The 22,233-nt window shown below is 42.0% G+C and carries 17 protein-coding genes and 1 tRNA gene; 12 read left to right on the top strand and 6 right to left on the bottom strand.

Going from position 1 to position 22,233, the window contains the following annotated elements; translation table 11 throughout:
• The first annotated feature begins 32 nt into the window (after positions 1-32).
• Positions 33-1,931 carry an amidophosphoribosyltransferase gene (locus tag ACO06Y_RS06350; protein WP_422082990.1) on the top strand — a complete coding sequence of 633 codons (1,899 nt, stop codon included), beginning with the start codon at positions 33-35 and terminating at the stop codon, positions 1,929-1,931.
• Between the two features lie 1,084 nt (positions 1,932-3,015).
• Here the strand turns inward: ACO06Y_RS06350 and ACO06Y_RS06345 are convergent.
• Positions 3,016-3,624: a superoxide dismutase gene (locus ACO06Y_RS06345; RefSeq protein WP_422082989.1), complete on the bottom strand. Its 609-nt coding sequence runs from the start codon at positions 3,622-3,624 to the stop codon at positions 3,016-3,018.
• A gap of 103 nt (positions 3,625-3,727) precedes the next feature.
• Between ACO06Y_RS06345 and ACO06Y_RS06340 the strand changes: the two genes are divergently transcribed.
• The 4 genes from ACO06Y_RS06340 to ACO06Y_RS06325 all read left to right on the top strand — a co-directional run bounded on the left by ACO06Y_RS06340 (position 3,728) and on the right by ACO06Y_RS06325 (position 12,320).
• Positions 3,728-6,832, top strand: coding sequence for a UvrD-helicase domain-containing protein (locus ACO06Y_RS06340; RefSeq protein WP_422082988.1), 3,105 nt, complete (start codon positions 3,728-3,730; stop codon positions 6,830-6,832).
• 13 nt (positions 6,833-6,845) lie between these two features.
• Positions 6,846-8,039, top strand: a complete 1,194-nt coding sequence (gene kbl / locus ACO06Y_RS06335; protein WP_422082987.1) for a glycine C-acetyltransferase — start codon at positions 6,846-6,848, stop codon at positions 8,037-8,039.
• A 113-nt stretch (positions 8,040-8,152) separates the two neighbouring features.
• Positions 8,153-9,493 (top strand): OmpA family protein, encoded by a 1,341-nt coding sequence (locus ACO06Y_RS06330; protein WP_422082986.1) that lies wholly within the window; start codon positions 8,153-8,155, stop codon positions 9,491-9,493.
• A gap of 76 nt (positions 9,494-9,569) precedes the next feature.
• Positions 9,570-12,320, top strand: coding sequence for a PD-(D/E)XK nuclease family protein (locus ACO06Y_RS06325; RefSeq protein WP_422082985.1), 2,751 nt, complete (start codon positions 9,570-9,572; stop codon positions 12,318-12,320).
• A 2-nt stretch (positions 12,321-12,322) separates the two neighbouring features.
• On the opposite strand, the gene ACO06Y_RS06320 is transcribed toward ACO06Y_RS06325, so the two are convergent.
• The 4 genes from ACO06Y_RS06320 to ACO06Y_RS06305 all read right to left on the bottom strand — a co-directional run bounded on the left by ACO06Y_RS06320 (position 12,323) and on the right by ACO06Y_RS06305 (position 14,423).
• The gene (locus tag ACO06Y_RS06320) at positions 12,323-13,036 is read right to left on the bottom strand and encodes an SDR family oxidoreductase (RefSeq protein ID WP_422082984.1); all 714 of its coding nucleotides are present in this window, start codon (positions 13,034-13,036) and stop codon (positions 12,323-12,325) included.
• 158 nt (positions 13,037-13,194) lie between these two features.
• The gene (locus ACO06Y_RS06315; RefSeq protein ID WP_422082983.1) at positions 13,195-13,455 is read right to left on the bottom strand and encodes a GIY-YIG nuclease family protein; all 261 of its coding nucleotides are present in this window, start codon (positions 13,453-13,455) and stop codon (positions 13,195-13,197) included.
• Between the two features lie 41 nt (positions 13,456-13,496).
• Positions 13,497-13,573, bottom strand: a tRNA-Ala gene (locus tag ACO06Y_RS06310).
• Positions 13,574-13,625: 52 nt separating this feature from the next.
• Positions 13,626-14,423 carry a universal stress protein gene (locus tag ACO06Y_RS06305; RefSeq protein WP_422082982.1) on the bottom strand — a complete coding sequence of 266 codons (798 nt, stop codon included), beginning with the start codon at positions 14,421-14,423 and terminating at the stop codon, positions 13,626-13,628.
• Between the two features lie 50 nt (positions 14,424-14,473).
• Between ACO06Y_RS06305 and ACO06Y_RS06300 the strand changes: the two genes are divergently transcribed.
• The 7 genes from ACO06Y_RS06300 to ACO06Y_RS06270 all read left to right on the top strand — a co-directional run bounded on the left by ACO06Y_RS06300 (position 14,474) and on the right by ACO06Y_RS06270 (position 20,514).
• Entirely contained in the window at positions 14,474-14,974 is a 501-nt protein-coding gene (locus ACO06Y_RS06300; protein ID WP_422082981.1) for a GNAT family N-acetyltransferase, read from the top strand.
• Positions 14,975-14,989: 15 nt separating this feature from the next.
• Positions 14,990-16,324: an MATE family efflux transporter gene (locus ACO06Y_RS06295; protein WP_422082980.1), complete on the top strand. Its 1,335-nt coding sequence runs from the start codon at positions 14,990-14,992 to the stop codon at positions 16,322-16,324.
• Positions 16,325-16,345: 21 nt separating this feature from the next.
• A complete protein-coding gene (locus ACO06Y_RS06290) occupies positions 16,346-17,113 on the top strand; it encodes an enoyl-CoA hydratase/isomerase family protein (protein ID WP_422082979.1) in 768 nt (255 codons plus the stop codon).
• Between the two features lie 60 nt (positions 17,114-17,173).
• Positions 17,174-18,403 (top strand): PHP domain-containing protein, encoded by a 1,230-nt coding sequence (locus ACO06Y_RS06285; protein ID WP_422082978.1) that lies wholly within the window; start codon positions 17,174-17,176, stop codon positions 18,401-18,403.
• A gap of 343 nt (positions 18,404-18,746) precedes the next feature.
• A complete protein-coding gene (locus ACO06Y_RS06280) occupies positions 18,747-19,178 on the top strand; it encodes a hypothetical protein (protein ID WP_422082977.1) in 432 nt (143 codons plus the stop codon).
• A 61-nt stretch (positions 19,179-19,239) separates the two neighbouring features.
• Entirely contained in the window at positions 19,240-19,704 is a 465-nt protein-coding gene (locus tag ACO06Y_RS06275) for a 6-pyruvoyl trahydropterin synthase family protein (protein WP_422082976.1), read from the top strand.
• A gap of 36 nt (positions 19,705-19,740) precedes the next feature.
• Complete coding sequence (locus tag ACO06Y_RS06270; protein WP_422082975.1) at positions 19,741-20,514, top strand: UDP-2,3-diacylglucosamine diphosphatase; 774 nt, start codon at positions 19,741-19,743, stop codon at positions 20,512-20,514.
• 1 nt (position 20,515) lies between these two features.
• Here the strand turns inward: ACO06Y_RS06270 and recJ are convergent, their stop codons facing one another.
• Positions 20,516-22,204, bottom strand: coding sequence for a single-stranded-DNA-specific exonuclease RecJ (gene recJ / locus ACO06Y_RS06265; RefSeq protein ID WP_422082974.1), 1,689 nt, complete (start codon positions 22,202-22,204; stop codon positions 20,516-20,518).
• Positions 22,205-22,233: the final 29 nt, after the last annotated feature.

Raw genomic sequence — 22,233 nt, 5'->3', positions numbered from 1 at the left:
ATAAATCGGGGCTTTTTTAATTTGGAGGTAAAATGAGTGATGCTATCAAACATGAATGCGGGATTTCCGTAATACGTCTGCTGAAACCGTTGGAATACTATCATAAAAAATACGGTACGGCCTTTTATGGTGTGAACAAAATGTACCTAATGATGGAGAAGCAACATAACAGAGGGCAAGATGGGGCAGGTTTTGCCAGCATTAAGTTGGATATGGCTGCTGGGGAAAGGTATATGAGCAGGGTACGATCTATACAACAGCAACCGATACAGGATATCTTTGCCCAGATTACGGATCGTATTAATACTGCTTTCAAAACGCATCCCGAAGAGGTAGATAATGTCGCTTGGCAAAAAAAGAATATCCCATATGTAGGTGAACTATTATTGGGCCATGTACGCTATGGTACTTTTGGCAAGAACAGTATCGAAAGTGTGCATCCCTTTTTAAGACAGAACAACTGGATGCACCGCAATCTCATAGTGGCAGGGAATTTCAATATGACCAACGTACATGAACTTTTTGATAATTTGGTGCAATTGGGACAGCATCCCAAGGAAATGGCGGACACCATAACCGTTATGGAAAAAATAGGTCATTTTTTGGATGATGCCGTCGCCAAACTCTACAAACAGATAAAAAAAGAAGGGTTTACAAAACGGGAAGCTTCCCCGTTGATCGCTGAACGATTACGAGTTTCGAAAATTCTAAAACGTGCGGCCAAAAATTGGGATGGAGGTTACGCCATGGCTGGATTGTTGGGCCACGGGGATGCATTTGTATTACGAGACCCCGCAGGTATTCGTCCTGCCTATTATTACAGGGATGACGAAATCGTTGTGGTCGCGTCGGAAAGGCCTGCCATACAGACCGTCTTCAACGTAAGTTATGAAGATGTTCGGGAACTTGAACCGGGGCATGCCATTATCATTAAAAAGAATGGGGTTTCGGCCATAAAGGAAATACTGGAACCCACGGAACGAAAAGCCTGCTCCTTTGAACGCATCTATTTTTCCAGGGGAAGCGATAAAGAGATATATCAAGAACGTAAAGAACTGGGGAAAAAGATTTTCCCCCAAATCCTGACCGCCATTGATGGAAACATCAAAAAAACGGTGTTCTCCTATATCCCCAATACTGCGGAAACCTCATTTCTGGGAATGATACGGGAGGCCCAAAATTACCTTAATAAAAAGAAGGAAGAACAAATTTTATCGTTGGGTAGCAAAATAACCAGCGAACAGTTACATGAGATTTTGGAAGTACGGCCAAGAATCGAAAAAGTTGCCATCAAGGACGCAAAGTTAAGAACCTTCATTACCCAGGACAGTAGCCGGGACGATTTGGTGACCCACGTTTACGATATCACATATGGTTCGGTCGAAAAAGGGGACAACCTGGTTATCATAGATGATAGCATTGTAAGGGGAACAACGCTAAAAAAGAGCATCCTTAGGATCTTAGATCGATTATCTCCCAAAAAAATAATCGTAGTTTCCTCGGCACCCCAGATCAGATATCCCGATTGTTACGGAATAGATATGGCAAAATTGGAGGATTTCATCGCTTTTAGGGCAGCATTGGCGTTACATAAAGAAAGAGGAAGCTATTCCATTGTAGAGGAAATATACAAGAAATGTATTGACCAATTGGAAACGAAGGATAAGGATGTCGTCAACTATGTAAAAGAGTTTTATGCTCCTTTTACCGCTATTGAAATATCCCAAAAAATCGGAGAATTACTGAGTCCCAAGGATATTCGATCCGAAGTACAAATCATATACCAAACCATAGAAAGTCTTCATGAGGCGTGTCCGAAAAATCTGGGTGACTGGTATTTCACCGGAAATTATCCCACTCCCGGGGGAAATAGGGTAGTAAATAAGGCATTTATTAACTTTTTTGAAGGTAAAAACCAGAGAGCTTATTAATTGCTCTGATCGATGAAATGCACAAATTTGTGCATTTCATCGATCATTGTTGCCTTTTGTCGGGTTTATGTCCTACAAGGAGTACAGCCAACCTATTTTAGGCCTGCCATAGCATAAGTAGGTTAAGTTCATGGTAAGATTTGGGGCAAAAAAGGTGGAGGCTACTCCACCTTTTTTATTTTCACGACACCTCAACAGTATAAATCATTTTGTCATCGTGTATCTTGACCTACTTAGTGGTCGTTCATCCAAAACCTTTTTTAGAATAGACTCCATGCGCTATGTTTGGGGCACCATAGCATAAGTAGGTTAAGTTCATGGTAAGATTTGGGGAAAAAGGCGGAGCTCGGCTCCGCCTTTTTATTTATGTCCTGCATATTTTGTATTCCTTTTCCTATGCCTTCATGGGACAATGATCCCAAGTAGGCATTTCAACTATAAGATAAGGGCGTTCGTCCAAAACCTTTTTTAGAATAGATTCCATGCGCTATGTTTGGGGCACCATAGCATAAGTAGGTTAAGTTCATGGTAAGATTTGGGGAAAAAGGCGGAGCTCGGCTCCGCCTTTTTATTTGTACCAGGTATGTTTTCATTTCCTATGCCCTTACGGCAGAATGATCCAGGGGAGGTATTTCAACCATAGATAAGGGCGTTCGTCCAAAACCTTTTTTAGAATAGATTCCATACGCTATGTTTGGGGCACCATAGCATAAGTAGGTTAAGTTCATGGTAAGATTTGGGGAAAAAGGCGGAGTTCGGCTCCGCCTTTTTTATTGCTGAAAGTCAAGTAATTAACAAGGTTTAACCCACTTTTCCCCCGTCTTAATACATGTCCTTTTGGTTTAAATCCCTTAAAATTTCTTAAAATTTCTTTTTTATTTCCCACAATACCAGTAATTTAGTGATGCCATAGCATAAGTAGGTTAAGTTTATGGTAAGATTTGGGACGAAAAGGGTGGAGGCTTCTCCACCCTTTTCTATTTCAATCTCTTTCAAAAAAAACATAAAAAATCCCGCATTTTGCGGGATTTTTATCACTTCACTTGGAATTGCCTCCAACTTAAAACAAATAGAAAATTATCTACTAACTATTGGACGCATAGAGCTCACTTACTTTTTCCCAATTGATTACATTAAAAAATGCATTGATATAATCCGGTCTTCTATTTTGATAATTCAAATAATAGGCATGCTCCCAAACATCCAATCCCAAAATGGGGTAGCCGCTGCAGCCTGTGTCCGGCATTAACGGATTGTCTTGATTTGGAGTAGAGCAAATTTCCAACGCTCCTCCGGGATGTACACAAAGCCAGGCCCAACCCGATCCGAACCTAGATCCGGCAGCACCGCTAAACTTGTCCTTAAAACCATCAAAAGAACCAAAAGCACTTTTGATGGCGTTGGCCAACTCCCCGGATGGGACTCCTCCACCATTGGGGGACATAATCTCCCAAAACAAGGAATGGTTGTAGTATCCACCGCCGTTGTTCCGGACAGCGGAATTGGACATGTCCAGATTTTTTAGAATGTCCTCTATGCCCTCGCTCGCAAGACTACTTCCTTCTATTGCTCCGTTTAATTTTGTAGTATAGCCATTATGATGTTTTGTATGATGAATTTCCATGGTCCTGGCATCAATATGTGGTTCCAATGCATCGTAGGCATAGGGTAATTTAGGTAGTTCAAAAGCCATTTTTATAGTGTTTTTAGTTAATAATTATTGCACCTCAAATTTACATTTTTTAACAAACATATTCCCATAATTATTTGTTAAGAACCGTTCCATATTCCGTATTTTGCAATTAGTAATGTTGGGTGCATCTTTTAAAATATATGACGCTTCCGCGGGGTCTGGTAAGACGTATACCCTTACCCGGGAATATTTAAAAATAGCTCTTTCCCCGTCCAAAAGTTTCAAGAGGATCCTGGCCATAACGTTTACCAACAAAGCGGTGAACGAGATGAAAAATCGCATTTTGGAAAGTCTCTTTGCTTTTAGTCGTACAAAGGATTTAAAAGCAGCATCCCCTTTGTTTCTGGATGTAATGGGCGATCTAGAATTGGATCTGGAGACCTTACGAGATCTCGCCAGGCTCACGCTTAAGGACATACTGCATAATTATGCCTTTTTTGATGTTTCCACCATAGATAAATTTACGCACCGTTTAATCCGGACTTTTGCCCGTGATTTAAAATTGCCCCAGAATTTTGAGGTGGTTCTGGACCACGACATTCTTTTGGACGAGGCGGTGAATCGTCTTATTGGTAAAGCTGGGGAAGATAAACAATTGACCCAGGTACTGCTTGAATTTGCACTTGAAAAAATTGATGACAACAAGAGTTGGGATATCGCCTTTGACCTTAAAAGAATAGGGGCTCTTTTGTTTAATGAGACACACGTTTCCCACATAAAAAATCTGGAAAACAGAACATTGGACGATTTTTCGGCACTGAAAAAACATATTCGTTCGGAGATAAAATCCCTTGAACAAAAGGCAATCCTATCGGCAAATGAGGCTTTGGAAACAATAAAGGCCTATGGATTGGAAGCCCATGATTTTCCAAGGGAAACGCTTCCCAACCATTTTAAAAAAATCAGCGCTTCGGAATTTGATCCCTTTAAACTTTATAATAATAAATTGGAAGACCATCTTCTAGAAGGGAAAATACTGAAGTCCGGTGTTCAACTTCCCTCAATGGAAATCCCTGCGAAACTTCTTGCCTCATATCGGGATATAAAGGAAATCCTGTATCAAAGGGCATTTCTAAGAAACGTTTACCTGAACATAGTTCCCCTAACCGTTCTAAACGCCATTGACCGGGAAGTAAAAAGTATCCAATTGGAACGGGATCAATTGTCCATTTCCGAGTTTAATTCCATAATATCCAGGGAAATTAAGAATCAACCTGCTCCATTTATCTATGAACGTTTGGGGGAAAAGTACCGCCATTACTTTATAGACGAATTCCAGGACACATCGGAAATGCAATGGAACAACCTTATCCCCCTTATAGACAATGCTTTGGCCAGCGAAAACGGATCTTTATTTTTGGTCGGGGATGCCAAACAAGCCATATACAGATGGCGGGGTGGTAAAGCGGAACAATTTCTCAATCTAATAAATTTAACCGGTAACCCATTTGTTATTTCCCCGATCATAGAGAGCCTTCCCAAGAATTACCGCAGCTTTGAGGAAATCGTAAAATTCAACAATTCCTTTTTTAGGAGTACAAGCCCTTTCCTTAACCATACGATGTACAAAACCTTATTTGAGAAGGGCAACGAACAGGAGTACAATTCACAAATTGGTGGCTTGGTCAAAATTACTTTTTTGGAAAGGCAGGAAAACCAGGGCATTGACGAGTTGTACTGCCACAAAGTTTTGGAACACATTGAGGAATTGCTGGAAAAAGAATACCGATTTGCGGATATCTGTATCCTTACCCGTAAAAGAAAACATGGAATCCTTTTGGCAGATTTTTTGATGCGGCAGAACATTCCTATTGTTTCCTCTGAAACCCTGTTGCTCTGCAATAATCCTAAAGTAAACTTTCTCATTAACCTCCTTAGCTATGCCAATCGACCTAAGGATTTGGAAACGAGTTATCAAATCCTGTATTTTCTAGCTGGTGATAGGGAAGGGGAACACTCCTTTATAGTAGACCATTTGGAAAACCCTACATTTTTACTACGTAAAGAATACGATTTTAGTTTGGAGGAGCTGAATCGATTATCGGTGTACGATGGCCTGGAATACGCCATAAGACAGTTCCGCTTAGCAGAAAAATCGGATGCCTATATCGTAAATTTATTGGATTTTGCGCTGGAGACGGAGCATAAGGAAGAAGGTGGTATCTCCGCATTTTTGTCGTATTGGGAAAAGAAGAAGGAAAAATTGAGTATAATAGCTCCTACGGCTTATAATGCCGTACAGATAATGACCATACATAAGGCCAAAGGATTGGAATTCCCTATCGTAATTTTTCCCTATGCCAATTCCTATATATACGAGGAGATAGACCCCAAAATCTGGTTGCCGGTTAAAAAGAATCGCTTTAATGGGTTTTCAGAAGTTTTGATCAGTAAAAAAAAGGAAATAGCCGAATATGGTGAAACAGAAACTAAGTTGTTCAATGAGGAACAATACAAATTGGAACTCGATGCCTTTAATATATTATATGTAGCCCTAACCCGTGCCATAAAAGGTCTTTATATTATTTCGGAAAAAGACCTTACGGCCAAGGGTGGCCATAGAACGGATCGGTATTCCGGACTTTTCATCCATTATTTAAAGGAAAAGGGAGCATGGCAAGATACTCGTTCCCAATACCTATTTGGTACCCTCCCCTTGCCAACTACCAAAACTGGTCAACGGCATATGGAGGAGAACGTTCCCTATATATATTCGTACAAAGATCGGGCAGGTTTTAGGGTTTTGACCAAATCTGGCATGTTATGGGATACAGAAAGAGAAGCAGCCATTTTGCGCGGTAATCTTATACATTATATATTAGGTAGAATTGAGACCCAGGAAGACCTGGATGTCACTTTTGATCTTTTGATTCAAAACGGGGACATTGAAAAGGACGAGACCGATTTTTTAAAGGCGATGGTGCATAAGATTATCTATCACCCAAAACTGCTTAGCTATTATGGCCAGGGAAACATTGTAAAGAACGAAAAGGACATTGTTTCAAAAGATGGTACTATCCTAAGACCGGATAGAGTGGTGCTTAAAGATAATAAAGCCACTATTATAGATTATAAAACCGGGAAAAAGAACCCCAAGTATCACGAACAACTATACATGTATGCAGATACCTTGGAGCTTATGGGATATGAAATTGAAAATAGAATCATTGTATATATTGAAAAAGAAATAACTCCAGAATTCATATAGAAATCAAAAACCTATGTACGGAACGATAAAAGAACATTTAAGGGAAGAATTGAACGCCATAAAGGAGGCAGGGCTCTTTAAGGAAGAACGCATCATTACCACACCGCAGGATGCGGTAATCAAAATTTCTACCGGGGAGGAAGTTATTAATTTTTGCGCCAACAATTATCTAGGGTTATCATCGCATCCAGAAGTCATCAAAGCGGCCAAGGAAACTTTGGATTCACATGGTTTTGGAATGTCGTCCGTACGCTTCATTTGTGGTACACAGGATATACACAAAGAACTGGAACGCAGAATAGCGCACTTCTACGGAACCGAGGATACCATATTATATGCAGCGGCCTTTGATGCCAATGGTGGAGTCTTTGAACCTTTGCTTACCGCAGAGGACGCCATTATCTCAGATTCCCTAAACCATGCCTCGATAATAGACGGGGTTCGTCTCTGCAAGGCAAAGAGATATCGGTATGCCAACAGTGATATGGGCGACTTGGAGAAACAGTTGAAACAGGCCAATAGGGATGGTGCCCGATTTAAAATCATAGTAACCGATGGTGTCTTTTCCATGGACGGCTTGTTGGCTCCCTTGGATAAAATATGTGACCTGGCGGATAAATACGATGCTATGGTAATGGTAGATGAATGCCACGCGGCAGGTTTTATAGGTGAAAAAGGCAGGGGAACCTTGGAGGAAAAAGGGGTAATGGGCCGTATAGACATCATTACAGGTACCTTGGGGAAAGCCCTAGGCGGGGCTATGGGCGGTTACACTACAGGGAAAAAGGAAATAATTGAAATATTGCGGCAACGTTCCCGACCCTATCTCTTTTCAAATTCCCTGGCACCCGCCATTGTGGGCGCCTCTATAAAGGTCTTTGATATGTTGGAAAAGGATACCTCGTTACGGGATAAACTTCAGAGGAATACGGAATATTTCAAAAAAGGGATGAAAAAGGCAGGTTTTGATATTATAGATGGGGACTCCGCAATAGTACCGGTAATGCTCTATGATGCCAAACTATCACAACAAATGGCAAACATGCTATTAGAGAAAGGAATCTATGTAATCGGCTTCTTTTACCCTGTGGTTCCCAAGGGGCAAGCAAGGATCAGGGTGCAATTATCCGCAGCCCACGAAATGGACCATTTGGATCGGGCACTAGCCGCATTCAAGGAGGTAGGAGAGGTATTAAATATCGTTTAACGGTGTTATTTTTTCCATAAACTGCGTTAAAAAAAATAGAAAATTGATTTTGTTAATAATATTTAACAACTTACATTTGCAGCTAATAAACACTTAAACTTAAAATTTTGAACATGAAACATCTTAGCAAATTATTGGTTGTTGCCCTACTTGTGGTAGGATTCAACAGCATACAAGCGCAAGACGAGAATAACCCTTGGCAGGTTCAGTTTGGGGTAAATGCCATAGACGTATATCCAACTGGTGATGTAAGCTCTTTTGGCAACGAGTTCTTCAATGCGAACGACCACTGGAATGTCCTTCCATCTATCTCCTACGTAGGTGTGTCCAAGTCTGTGGGCAGTGGATTTTCCGTTGGGGTTAGAGGTTCCTTGAACAAGATAAGCAAGTTAGGTGACACAAGAGTAGATGACCTTTCCCATTATGCTATAGATGGTACTATAAAGTATGCATTTCTTCCCGACAGGTTCATAGATCCCTTCGTTGAAGTCGGTGGTGGTTATACTTGGGTAGATGAAATAGGTGCTGGTACGGCAAATGGTGGTGTAGGTGTCAATTTCTGGTTTACTGAAAATTTAGGTCTAACCGTTCAAACATCATATAAGCACGCGTTTGAGGATTACGGGGTAACCCACTGGCAGCATTTGGCTGGTATTTCCGTTAAATTCGGAGGAACCGATACAGATGGCGATGGTATATATGACAAAGACGATGCGTGTCCGGAAGTTGCAGGTCTTGAGGCTTTCAATGGTTGTCCTGATGCTGACGGCGATGGAATAGAAGATAGCAAGGATAGCTGTCCTAACGAAGCCGGTTCTAAGGAAATGAACGGATGTCCCGATGCTGATGGCGATGGTATTGCCGATAAGGATGATGCCTGTCCTAACGAAGCTGGTCTTGCAGCTTTGGCCGGATGTCCCGATGCCGATGGTGACGGCGTTGCCGATAAGGATGATGAGTGTCCAAATGAGGCCGGTCCTGCAGAAAACAAAGGATGCCCATGGCCAGACAAAGATGGCGACGGTGTCTTGGACAAGGATGATCAATGTCCTGATGTTGCAGGTACTGTAGCAAACCAAGGTTGTCCTGAGGTTACCGAGGAAGTTCAAAAACAATTGAATGACTATGCAAGAACTATCTTGTTCGACACAGGTAAAGCTAGCATCAAAGCAGAATCTACTTCTGTAATGGTAGACATTATCCAAATTTTGAACGAGTATCCTACTGCCAAGTTTACGGTTGAAGGACATACCGATAGTGTTGGTAGTGCTAAATTGAACCAAGGTCTATCCGAGAAAAGAGCACTTTCAGTAAAAGAGTTCTTGGTAGATAAAGGTATAGATGAGTTCAGATTATCGGCCATAGGTTATGGTGAGGAAAAACCAATAGCCACCAACAATACAAGAGCTGGTAGGAAGCAAAACAGAAGGGTAGAGATTAACTTGGTAAAGTAAGCTCTAACCAATAATACTGGGATAAATTAAGTTTAAAGCCCTGACAATTATGTCAGGGCTTTTTTTATTTTTAGCCATGCAAAGTTTTTTGGAAGAAGTCATTAGCGAGACATGGCAGAAGTATGATTCTCTTGAGGACGTGATTTTTATTCTCCCCAGCAAGCGGGCCGGGACTTTTCTAAAGCACGTAATAGCAACAACAAGTAAAAAACCTATTTTCCTTCCCGAAATCCATAGTATTGAGGGTTTTGTTGAAAAGGTTTCCGGGCTCACCTCCGCCAAGCCTGCACAACAGCTCTTTGAACTTTATGGTGCTTACAAAAAAAGTTCATACTCCAACAAAGATGATTTTTTTGCCTTTTCAAAATGGGGAAGGGCCCTACTCCAAGATATTAATGAAATAGACCGTTATGTAATTGATGCCAAAGAACTGTTTTCCAACTTATCCAACATTCAACAACTGAACCATTGGTCATTGGATACGGGAAAAACCGAAATCATGAAGGAACATTTGAAGTTTTGGGATGGTCTGCATGAACTTTACGACATATTCAACTCAACACTATTGGAAAAAGGATTGGGTCATCAGGGATTGCTGTACAGAAAGGCTTATGAAAGGTTGGATAGCTATGTTGGCACCATTGGAAGCCAAATCCATATCTTCATAGGTTTCAATGCCCTAAATACATCGGAAAGCCAAATTATCCAAAAGGTTCTTTTGACCACTAAATCCGATATTCATTGGGATTTGGACACCTGTTTTTTGGAAGACCCCGTTCATGACGCAAGTCATTTCATTAGGCATCATCTTAAAAAGTGGCCCTATTTTCAAAAGAATTCCCCAAAAGGTATCGGTACCAATTACAATTCCAAAAAGAAAATCCAAATTATTGGGGCTCCCAAAAACGTGGCACAGGCCAAATACGTAGGGCAGCTTCTAAGGGAATTGAATGAAACCGCTTCAAACGGATTAAGGAATACGGCCGTTGTACTTTCGGATGAGACACTCCTTAACCCCCTGTTGAATTCCATTCCGAAGGAAATAGAGCACATAAATATTACCATGGGGTATCCCCTACAAAAAACAGCGGTTGCTACTTTGTTTTTACAGCTTCTGAATCTCAATATTCGTAAAACCAAAAAAGGCTGGTACCATCAGGATGTTTTGGATTTGCTCTCCCATCCTTATGTTCAAAAGGTACTGGAACACGATTTAGACGAACCGGCAATCTCCTTGCCTGAAGAAATCAAGAAAAAAAACTGGATCTATCTGGATTCACGTAAAATCGAGTCCATATTAGGTACTAGAAAAACAATCATTTCCCATTTGTTTTTGGATGGGACACCTACCCCAAAAGAGTTTGTTAAGAGCTGTTTAGATATTATCGAACTCCTAAAAAATAACCTGCAGGATTCCAATGACCTGCTTTCTTTGGAATACCTCTACCGATTCTACAATCTTTTTAACCAAATTTCGGGACTACTTACCCAATATGATTTCATAAAGGATTTAAAATCGCTTCAAGGTCTCTATCTGGACTTGTTATCCGTGGAAACTTTGGATTTCAAGGGGGAGCCCTTGGAAGGACTTCAGGTAATGGGCATGTTGGAAAGTCGGAATCTGGATTTTGAGAACGTAATTATTACTTCGGTCAATGAAGGTATCCTCCCCTCGGGCAAATCCAATAATTCCTTTATCCCCTTCGATCTTAAACTGTATCATGGTCTACCAACCTATAAGGAAAAGGACGCTGTTTATACGTATCATTTTTACCGGTTGCTTCAACGGGCAAAACAAATTTATATCCTATACAATACAGAACCGGATGTCCTGGAAGGTGGGGAGCGAAGCAGATTGATTGCGCAACTTTTAACGGATGAACACAAAAAAGGTGACATTCTTGAAAAAATAGCCGCCCCTATGGTAATGGCTCCCTCAAAAAAGGTGAATTCCATTGAAAAGGACGAAAACCTGTTAAATCTTATAAAAGACCATGCCGGTAGGGGATTCTCACCTACGTCATTGAGTAATTACATCAGAAATCCGTTGGACTTCTACAAAAGAAATTTGCTTGGCATTGATGACATAGCCGAAGTTGAGGAAACTGTAGCCGCCAACACTTTTGGAACGATTATCCACGATACTTTGGAACAAATCTACACTCCTTGTGTCGGCAAATATCTTTCCAAGGAATATCTCAAATCGGCATTATTGGACGTGGAACGGTTGGTAAGGTCTAATTTTTCGAATAGCTATCCGGGTAGTGATATTACCATGGGAAAGAATCTTATCGCCTTTAATGTAATGGTAAGATACATCAACAACTTTATAAAGCTGGAAATTGAGCAGCTAAAGCATCATCAAGTTAAAATCATTGCTTTGGAAACCAAATTGGAGGCCCAATTGGATATCCCCGAGACCAGTTTCCCGATTATCCTAAAAGGGAAGATCGATCGTATAGACGAAGTGGACGGTGCCACTCGAATCATTGATTACAAGACCGGAGCGGTTACACCGCCACAAGTGGAAATAACAAATTGGAACGACCTACTCGAAGATTATAAATACAGCAAGGCCTTTCAGTTATTGTGCTATACCCTGTTGTATCGGCAAAAAAATCCGTTGAATTCCTTACAGGCCGGTATCATTTCCTTTAAAAATCTCGGTGCCGGACTTCTTCAATTTGCCGTTAAGGATACCAGGAACAGTAGAAAAAAGGAAAGGGGAATCACGCAAAAAACCTTGGAGGCCTTTACAATACAATTGAAAGAATTGGTATTGGAAATATGCAATCCCGATGTACCCTTTACAGAAAAAGAAGTTTAGCGCTACTTTTTATCCGGTCTACTAGGTCTCACCTCAATTTTGCTGGGTAAGGTCCTAGGGTGCATTTTAAGCAAGTCCAGAACCAATTCCCCGATATCTTCGGGTTGTATCTTCCAAGCATCCTTTTGATCGGGCTCATTGCCATTAAAATGGGTGGCCACGGATCCGGGCATAATAGTGGACACCTTGATATCATATTTGCGTAAATCCAACATAGCGGCCTGGGTAAAACCGACTACCCCAAATTTGGTGGCGTTATAGCCTGCACCCGAAGCAAAAAAATTAGTGCCGGCCAAACTGGCAAGGGTCATATAATACCCTTTTGATGCCTTTAAGGCCTCCACGGATGCCTTCAAGGTATGGAAGACCCCATTAAGGTTGGTATTTATCATCTGATGCCATTGTTCTTCAGACATTTCATCCACGGGAGCAAAATGACCTACTCCGGCATTGGCCAGCACAACATCCAATTGCCCCCAACGATCCAAAATCCTTTGTATGGCAGCTTCTTCGTCACCATGTTTGGTTACATCGGATTGCAGGGCCAGGACATTCTCACCATTGCCCAATCTTTGGGCCGCTTTTTGAACGGTTTCCAAGGTTCTACCGCTTATGGCAACCCTTAGGCCTGCCGCAATCAATTTTTCGGCCACTCCATATCCTATTCCTTTTGAGCCTCCGGTTATATAGGCCACTTTATTTTTTAAGTCCATCATCCCATTTAATTTTTCCAAAAAATACTACTCTGTAAATTAAACTTGAAAGAGAAATCGTTATTGTTTTCTTAAAAAAAGCAGACCACCGCCTTCGCGGTGGTCTTGGTGGAGAATACCGGAGTCGAACCGGTGACCTTCCCGACGCTTGTCGGGACGCTCTATCCGGCTTGGCTTTCCGAAATCAGCCATTCGATATACTTTCTGCTTTTTTTCCTTTTGATGGCCCGTTCCAGTTCGGCTGCTTCGGCCCTTGTCTCGAAACCCTTGCTGTATTTCGACTGCCAATCCTTTGCTTTTTTGGTATAGGAAGCCCCATTGCCCTGGTTGTGCCGGCGAAGTCTTTCCTCCATATCCCGGCAATGGCCGATATAATATCTGTCCAGGGACGGACTATAGATAATGTAGAAATAGTATCCCATATCCCTTGTAAACAAAAAAAGCACCGAACACTTCGGTGCTTTGGTGGAGAATACCGGAGTCGAACCGGTGACCTCTTGCCTGCCAGGCAAGCGCTCTAGCCAGCTGAGCTAATCCCCCAAAAATTTAGGCAGCAAAGGAACTACTTTTTAAGAAAGTATCAAAATGCAAATCAATCTTTCTTAACGCTAAGAACCAATACTGGGATAGGAACCGAAAATTCCGATTTCAATATAGTATTCTTCTCCCACAATTTTTTGAAGAAGCCTCGCTTTCTTCTAAAAACGCATAGCAAATCAGGGTTTATGGATTGAAAATGCTCCAAAACCCCATGATATGTCGTCGCATTTTCGGTAATGGTCAAATTGGAACAAATGTCCATCAAAGCTGTATTCACCTGTAAATCCTCATCTGAATATCCGGGAGTCTTTACCAACAATAAATTTACCTTGGATCTGTGCTTCTTTTTTATGGCAATGAGCGGATCTAAGATTCGGTTTCTTTTTAGAATCCCCGATCTAAAGGCGGTCAATATATTCTTAAAGGCCTTGTATCGGGTCCCTTTGGGAATAATCAAGGTAGGGATGTCGGTTCTTTTAATGATTCGTCCAGAAACATTGCCCAAATACAATTCTTCCTTAATATCCGAACTGCGGGGCGCAATGATAATGAAATCTATCCCCAATTCCGCGTCGATTTCCTTGATGCCATCAATGATATCCCCATTATAGGTCACTATTTTTATGGAAATTCCCTTGGCATCTACCTTTGCCACTACTTCTTTTAGACGTTCCTTGCCACTTTCGGCCAACTTTTCCTTAACATTTCCTAGAGTACCCGCTTTGGTCGTAGCACTAAACGCCTCCATCACGCAAATATCAAAAGAAAACTTTACGGCAAAATCCACTGCATATTGCAATGTTTCATGAGAATCAGGAGAGGTACCTATCGGTACCAGAATTTTGTCCATGTTCCTACTATTATGATTATTCCTCTAAATTTACAATAAATAAAGCAACTGTGATAAGACGCGCAAAAATAGGGGAAATACCCGAAATACTCACCATCACCAAAGCCTGCGCCGCTAATATGGTAAAAAAGGGGATTCATCAGTGGAACGAACATTACCCATCGCAAAATGCATTTGAAAAGGATATTGAAAGAGAGGAGCTCTATGTACTGGAATCCGATAATTCCATACTAGGTACTATTGTAATCTCTACCCTGATGGATGAAGAATATGTGCCTATAACATGGCTGACTTCCCATGGGAACAATGTCTATATCCATAGGTTATCCATTCATCCGCGATACCAGGGAAAGGGGTATGCACAACGACTGATGGATTTTGCCGAAAAATATGCCCGGCAAAATGGCTTCATCTCCGTTCGCCTTGACACATTTAGCCAAAATAGGCGTAATCAAAAATTCTATGAAACAAGAGGCTATCAAAAATTGGGGGATATATATTTTCCAAAACAAAGTACGTATCCCTTCCATTGTTATGAACTACTTCTTTAATTCCCAAGCTTATCCTTGAAAACCGCCATTAGCTTTAAAACTATTAACAAATTGGCAGTTCCCGCAACCATTGCCGGAATTGCCGAGCCCATTTTATCGATTACCGACACCGCTATTGTGGGAAACATTCCCGTGGACGGACTGGAATCCCTGGCTGCTGCGGGCATTGTGGGTTCGTTCTTGTCCATGCTAATTTGGGTTCTGGGACAGACACGTAGTGCAATTTCGGCCCTTATTGCACAATATCTGGGTGCAGGACGATTGGAAGATATAAAGACCTTGCCCGCACAGGTTATCTACTTGAATATTGCGCTCAGTATCCTCATTTTGCTTTCAACAATTTTTCTTGTCGATGATATTTTTCGTTTAATGAACGCTTCAGGCAAGATATTGCAGTACTGTATCTCCTACTATTCCATTCGGGTCTGGGGATTTCCCTTAACACTCTTCGTCTTTGCGGTAATAGGTATTTTCACAGGGCTGCAAAACACCTTTTGGCCCATGCTTATTGCCATAACCGGTGCGGTACTGAATATTGCATTGGATTTCATCCTAGTCTTTGGTATAGACGGTATCGTGGAACCTCTTTATTTGGAAGGAGCGGCATGGGCCAGCCTTATCGCCCAAAGTATAATGGCACTTATGGCATTTGTTCTCCTACTTGCAAAGACCGATATTCGTTTAAGACTTCAATTCCCGATACATCAAGAACTGGGAAGGATAATCGGAATGAGCCTTAATCTCTTTGTGAGGGCAATAGCCCTAAACGTTGCCTTAATTTTGGCCGTTCGTGAGGCGACCCATTTGGGGGATAGATATATTGGGGCCCATACCATAGCGATCAATCTTTGGTTGTTCTCCGCCTTTTTTATCGATGGATATGCCGCAGCCGGAAATATTATGGGAGGACGACTTTTGGGCGCCAAGGATTACCATGGTTTATGGCGATTGACCAAAAAAATAACCCGATATGGCCTAGTGGTCAGTCTTATTTTAATCCTAATAGGTTTTCTTTTTTATAAACCCCTGGGGGATATTTTTTCCAACGATGCCATTGTCCTGGAGACTTTTTACAGCATCTTTTTCATTCTGATCATCGGGTTGCCCATAAATTCCACTGCGTTTGTGTTGGACGGCCTCTTTAAGGGTCTCGGTGAAATGAAGTATTTGAGAAATGTACTGCTATACGCTACTTTTTTAGGCTTTGTACCTATGCTCTATTTCGGCAAATATTTAGGTTGGGGGTTATATGGTATTTGGATCGCCCTTACCGTTTGGATGATCATTCGCGGCGGAGCCCTTATCATCAAGTTTAGGCAAAAGTTTCGGCCACTGACACAAAACAACTAATTTTGGGTAAAACCAAGAGATATGGGCATAAAAAGGGAAAACGGAAGTCTGTATACCAAGATAGAGGGTAAGGTAGCCCACGTGGAATTTGGGCACCCTGCAGGAAATTCCTTTGTGGCCGAACTTTTGGATCGGCTGGCCAATACGTTCCATAACCTTTCCGAAAATCCAAATATCTCCGTTGTCGTATTAAAATCGGAAGGTGACCGTGTTTTTTGTGGAGGGGCTTCCTTTAATGAATTGACCGCTATCACGAATCTGGAAGAGGGGAAACTGTTTTTCAGTGGATTTGCACATGTTATCAATGCCATGCGCACCTGTAAAAAGCCAATTATCGGTCGCGTTCAGGGCAAGACCGTAGGGGGAGGTGTAGGTTTGGCAGCAGCCTGTGATTATGTTTTTGCCTCGGTGAATGCATCTATCCGACTTTCTGAAATCTCCATAGGTATTGCCCCTCTGGTAATTGGCCCAGCCCTGGAGCGAAAGATGGGAAAGGCTGCCGTTTCGGAACTGTCCTTCTCCCCTACCGAGTGGAAAAATGCCTATTGGGCCAACGAAAAGGGGCTTTTCTCCAAAGTCTTCGATACCATTGAGGAAATGGATAAGGAACTGGATTTTTCCGTAAGTCAGCTTGCCGGGTACAATCCCAAAGCCCTTCAGGAATGGAAAAAGGTGCTTTGGGAAGGCACCTCACATTGGAACGATTTATTATTGGAACGGGCAGCGATAACCGGAAAATTAGTGCTCTCCGAATTCACAAAAAACGCTTTGTCAAAATTCAAAAAATAACCGCTGAATAGCCTTGTCCTTTTTTGTGGCAACAATATCTAGCACCAACGGCAAACCCTCATGAAAAAAATACAAAACCCGAGATTTATCCCTATCCTGCTGCTAGTCTTTTTGATATCAGGCAGTTGTAAAAGAGATAAGGCTACGTCTAAGGACGATCAGTCTTTGAAATGGTACAAGGGCAACCTGCATACACATTCCTATTGGAGTGATGGGGACGAGTTTCCTGAAGTCATTTTGGATTGGTACAAATCCATGGGCTATCAATTTGTAGCCCTGTCCGATCATAATATTTTGGCCGAAGGTGAAAAGTGGGTTGAAATCTCCAAGGACTCCCTTTATCAAAAGGCGTTTCAAAACTATCTGGAAAAATATGGGGCTGATTGGGTGGAACATAAGATAGATTCAGGGCGAACTTTGGTCAAGCTAAAAACGTACAAAGAATATAAGGGATATGCCGAGGATGAAGGGGAATTCCTGATTATCCCGTCCGAGGAAATCACCGATAGCTTTGAGAACAAGCCCCTGCATATGAATGCCACGAACATTCAGAATATAATTGAGCCCCAAGGCGGGAACAGTGTCCTGGAAGTACTTCAAAATAACATAGACCAGGTACACAAACAAAGACAAGAGACGGGAATACCCATAATGCCCCATGTAAACCACCCAAATTTTCATTATGCCATTAGCCTCGATGACATGATAGCCTTAAATGGAGAGCGGTTTTTTGAAGTATATAATGGCCACCCCATGGTTCACAATATGGGTGATTCAATCCATATTTCAACCGAAGAAATGTGGGATCTTATCAATATTTCATACTTGGAAAAGGAAAAGCCCATACTTTATGGCCTGGCCACCGACGATTCCCACCATTATCATAAAAAAGGCAGTGAATGGAGCAATGCAGGAAGAGGTTGGGTAATGGTACAGGCCGATTCCCTTTCCGCTGCTGCGTTGATCAACGCTATGGAGTACGGGAATTTTTATGCCAGTACGGGAACGTTGCTTAAAAAATTGGAGTTCAAAAACAATAAGCTGTCCGTTGAAGTAATGGAAGAGAAGGGGATAACCTATACCATTACGTTCATAGGCTGTAGAAAAGGGCAATCGCAACCGGAAGAGTTTATTTCCATCAAAGGAACCAAAGCGGATTTTGAACTTGCCGATGATATTTTGTTTGTGCGTAGCAGAATAACTTCATCCAAATTGCAGGACAATCCCATCGAGGACATCTTATATGAAATGGCCTGGACCCAGCCGGTTATTAAAATCGATAGCCCTTAAAAACTAATTTCCTGGCAAATACATATATGGATGACCGAGAAACACCTTGCAAAATTGAAAGACTTAAATTCCAATAATACTTAAAATTGCACGTTCTATCTTTCAAAAATAAACCATGGATATTCTAAATTTTCTAAACGGTGATATGGTCTTTCCGCTACTGGCACTCTTCGTAATAATCGCTTATTTTGTAAACCGGATCAGGATCAGAAGGAGGTTCAAGCGATAAGGGCCTAAAAGCGAAAAACCTATTTGCAACCTCTTCCAAACACATTTTCTTCTTGGCAAATACGCAACTTTTTACAAAATACATATCTATACTATAAAAAATGTTATGTATAAAATGCGCTTAATTTCCGTATTGTTTTCCTCTATGATTTTCTTAGTGAATTGCTCGGATGATGATGATAATGGATTAGAAAGAAGTGATTGTAATGAAGTGGTTTGTACTTTGCAATTTGTGACCCTAAACGTTACCGTAAAGGATCCTTCCGGTGTGGTTATCCCCTTGGACGCTTTTGAAGTAACTATAACCAAAACCGGTGAAGATATCACCCGTGAAGTCTCCGGTCAGGAATTTGAAACATTTAGGCGAAATGGTACCTATCCCCTCTTTGGGGATGAGTTTGCAGAGCAATATAAAAACAAGACCGAGCTGATCAATTTTAAAGGTTTTATAGAAGATCAGGAAGTGGTAAACAGCAGTTATAAAGTGGGGGCGGATTGCTGTCACGTATTGTTGATCGATGGTGACCCGAATATTGTAGTAGATTAACCTATTTCCAAAGACTGTTCTCTTTTTTAGAATTCCTACCTTTGTCCAATTAATTTAGGAGATGGGTAAAATACGTATCACGAAACAATTTACTTTTGAGATGGGCCATGCCCTCTATGGGCATGATGGCAAATGCCGAAACATTCATGGGCACAGTTATAAATTGTCCGTGACCGTTATCGGCGAGCCTATTGCGGATACTTCCCATGCAAAGTTGGGAATGGTGATTGATTTTGGAGATCTAAAAAAAATCGTGAAGGAAGAAATCGTAGATCCTTTTGACCATGCTACGGTTTTCAATAAAAACACCCCTCACGGGGAATTGGCCAAAGTACTGGAAAACGAGGGGCACAAAGTAATCCTGACCGATTACCAACCGACCAGTGAGAACATGGTCATTGATTTTGCGGAAAAAATAAAATCGAAACTTCCCAAAGGTATAGTACTGCACTGCCTAAAGCTAAGGGAAACCGAAACCGCCTTTGCCGAATGGTACGCCGAGGACAACGGCGCTCCCCCTCAGTGAAGGTCGATAGGGGCTTTTTCCTATCTTTACAGCTAAATGACGACCATAGATATTCCACAAGGCAAAAAAGTCTATTTTGTCAGTGATAACCATTTAGGTGCACCGACGCGAGAGCAAAGTCTGCCCCGTGAAAAAAAATTTGTCGCGTGGCTGGACGAAGTAAAAAAGGACGCAGCCGCTATTTTTCTTTTGGGCGATCTGTTCGATTTTTGGATGGAATACAAGACCGTCGTCCCCAAAGGTTTTACCCGAACCTTGGGGAAACTGGCCGAAATATCGGACGCCGGAATCCCCATCTACTATTTTGTGGGCAACCACGACCTTTGGATGAACGGTTATTTTGAGGAAGAGCTCAATATTCCCGTTTTTCACAGACCCCAACAATTTAAGCTAAACGATACCTCATTTTTTATTGGTCATGGTGACGGACTGGGCCCGGGGGACAAGGGCTACAAGCGTATGAAAAAAGTGTTTACCAACCCTTTGGCCAAATGGTTCTATCGTTGGTTACATCCGGATTGGGGGGTTCGGATGGCCCAATACTTTTCGGTAAAGAACAAACTGATTTCTGGTGATGACGACATTAAATTCTTGGGTGAGGATAAGGAGTGGTTGGTACAATACGCCAAACGAAAGCTGGAGCAGCAGCACTATGACCATTTTGTTTTTGGTCATCGCCATCTCCCTTTGGAAATTGATCTAAACGGAAAATCGACCTATACCAATTTGGGGGATTGGATTACGTATTTTACCTATGGGGTTTTTGACGGTAAAAAACTTTCATTGGAGAAGTTCGAACCAATGGCATGAATCATCTCAAATCCCTCAATTTCAATTGCAAGCTCACCGTACCCTGCCACTCATTTTCATCCAAAGAAAAAACGGCATCGAATGAATTCCTATTGGCCGCTACGGACAATTTCTTACCTAGGTTAAATCCAATGGCCCCAATGGGTCCGGTACCATTTTGTAAGATGGATAACTTCAGATGCTTTTCATCTTCCCCTACTCCTTTTACATAGCCTGTGTCCCGAAGACTTTCTGCCATGAAAATCGGGGTCATATTTCCTGGTCCAAAAGGCGCAAACTGTTTGATGATCCGCAACAGTTTGGGCGTAATATCGGTAAGATCTATTTGGGCATCCACTTTAATTTCAGGGGTAAGCAGATTCGGATCTATGGTTTCCGAGACCACTTTTTCAAATTGTTCCTTAAAAGCTTGGTACTGCCCTTCCAAAAGTGTAAGTCCGGCTGCATATTTATGCCCGCCAAACTGTTCGATGCAATCGGAGCACCCCTCCAAAGCACTATAGACATCAAATCCCTTAACGGAACGTGCGGAAGCGGCCAACCGATCACCACTTTTGGTAAAGACCAAGGTAGGGCGGTAATAGGTTTCGGTCAGTCGGGAGGCAACAATACCGATTACCCCTTTATGCCAGGTATCCTTATAAACCACCGAAGTGAACTTCGCTTCCTCTTGGTTTTCCTGAATCTGTAAAAGGGCCTCCTGTGTAATTTCTTGGTCCAAATTTCTCCGGTCCAAGTTAAATTGTTCAATCTCTACCGCAAACTTCCGGGCTTGCTCCAGATCGGTCTCGGTCAATAGGGTTACCGCATGTTGGCCATGCTCCATGCGCCCGGCCGCATTAATTCGAGGGGCAATGATAAAGACCACATCGGTAATGGTCAATTCCTCTTTTTTTATGTGCTCGATAATCGCTTTAAAACCGATTCGCGGATTTGAATTGATGATTTGTAATCCGTAATAGGCCAACACCCGATTTTCGCCCGTTATGGGCACGATATCCGCTCCAATGGCCGTAGCCACCAAATCAAGATAGGGGGTCAAATCCTCCGTTGTCCTTCCATTTTTGGATGCCAAGGCCTGGACTAGTTTAAAGCCTATTCCACAGCCACAAAGTTCGTCATAGGGATAATTGCAATCTTCCCGTTTGGGGTCTAGGACGGCAATGGCCTCTGGTAATTCATTACCTGGTCTATGATGGTCACAAATAATAAAATCGATTCCTTTTTCCTTGGCATAGGCCACTTTGTCAATGGCCTTTACCCCACAGTCCAAGGCAATGATCAATGAAAAGCCGTTGTCCTCGGCAAAGTCAATCCCCTGAAAAGAAACCCCATAGCCTTCCGTATATCTATCCGGAATATAAGTGGCCACATTAGGATAGGACTCCAATACATACGAAGAGACCAATGCCACCGCAGTAGTGCCATCTACATCATAATCCCCAAATACCAGGATGTTTTCGTTATAGGCTATGGCCTTTTCAATCCGGTTTACTGCCAAATCCATATCCTTCATCAAGAAGGGATCGTGCAGATCGGAAAGTTGGGGCCTAAAAAATTGTTTGGCCTCCTCATAGCTGGCAATTCCGCGTTGCAACAAAAGTTGGGCCACCAGGGTATCCACCCGTAAGGCATCCGAAAGCCTATGGATATCCTCTTGCTTAGGTTTGGGTTTTAACGTCCAGCGCATGATTAAAATTCAAATACAAAAATCAAACA

This window comes from Ulvibacterium sp., assembly GCF_965228935.1.
Lineage (GTDB): Bacteria > Bacteroidota > Bacteroidia > Flavobacteriales > Flavobacteriaceae > Ulvibacterium.
This window is presented reverse-complemented; position numbering and strand designations above follow the sequence as displayed.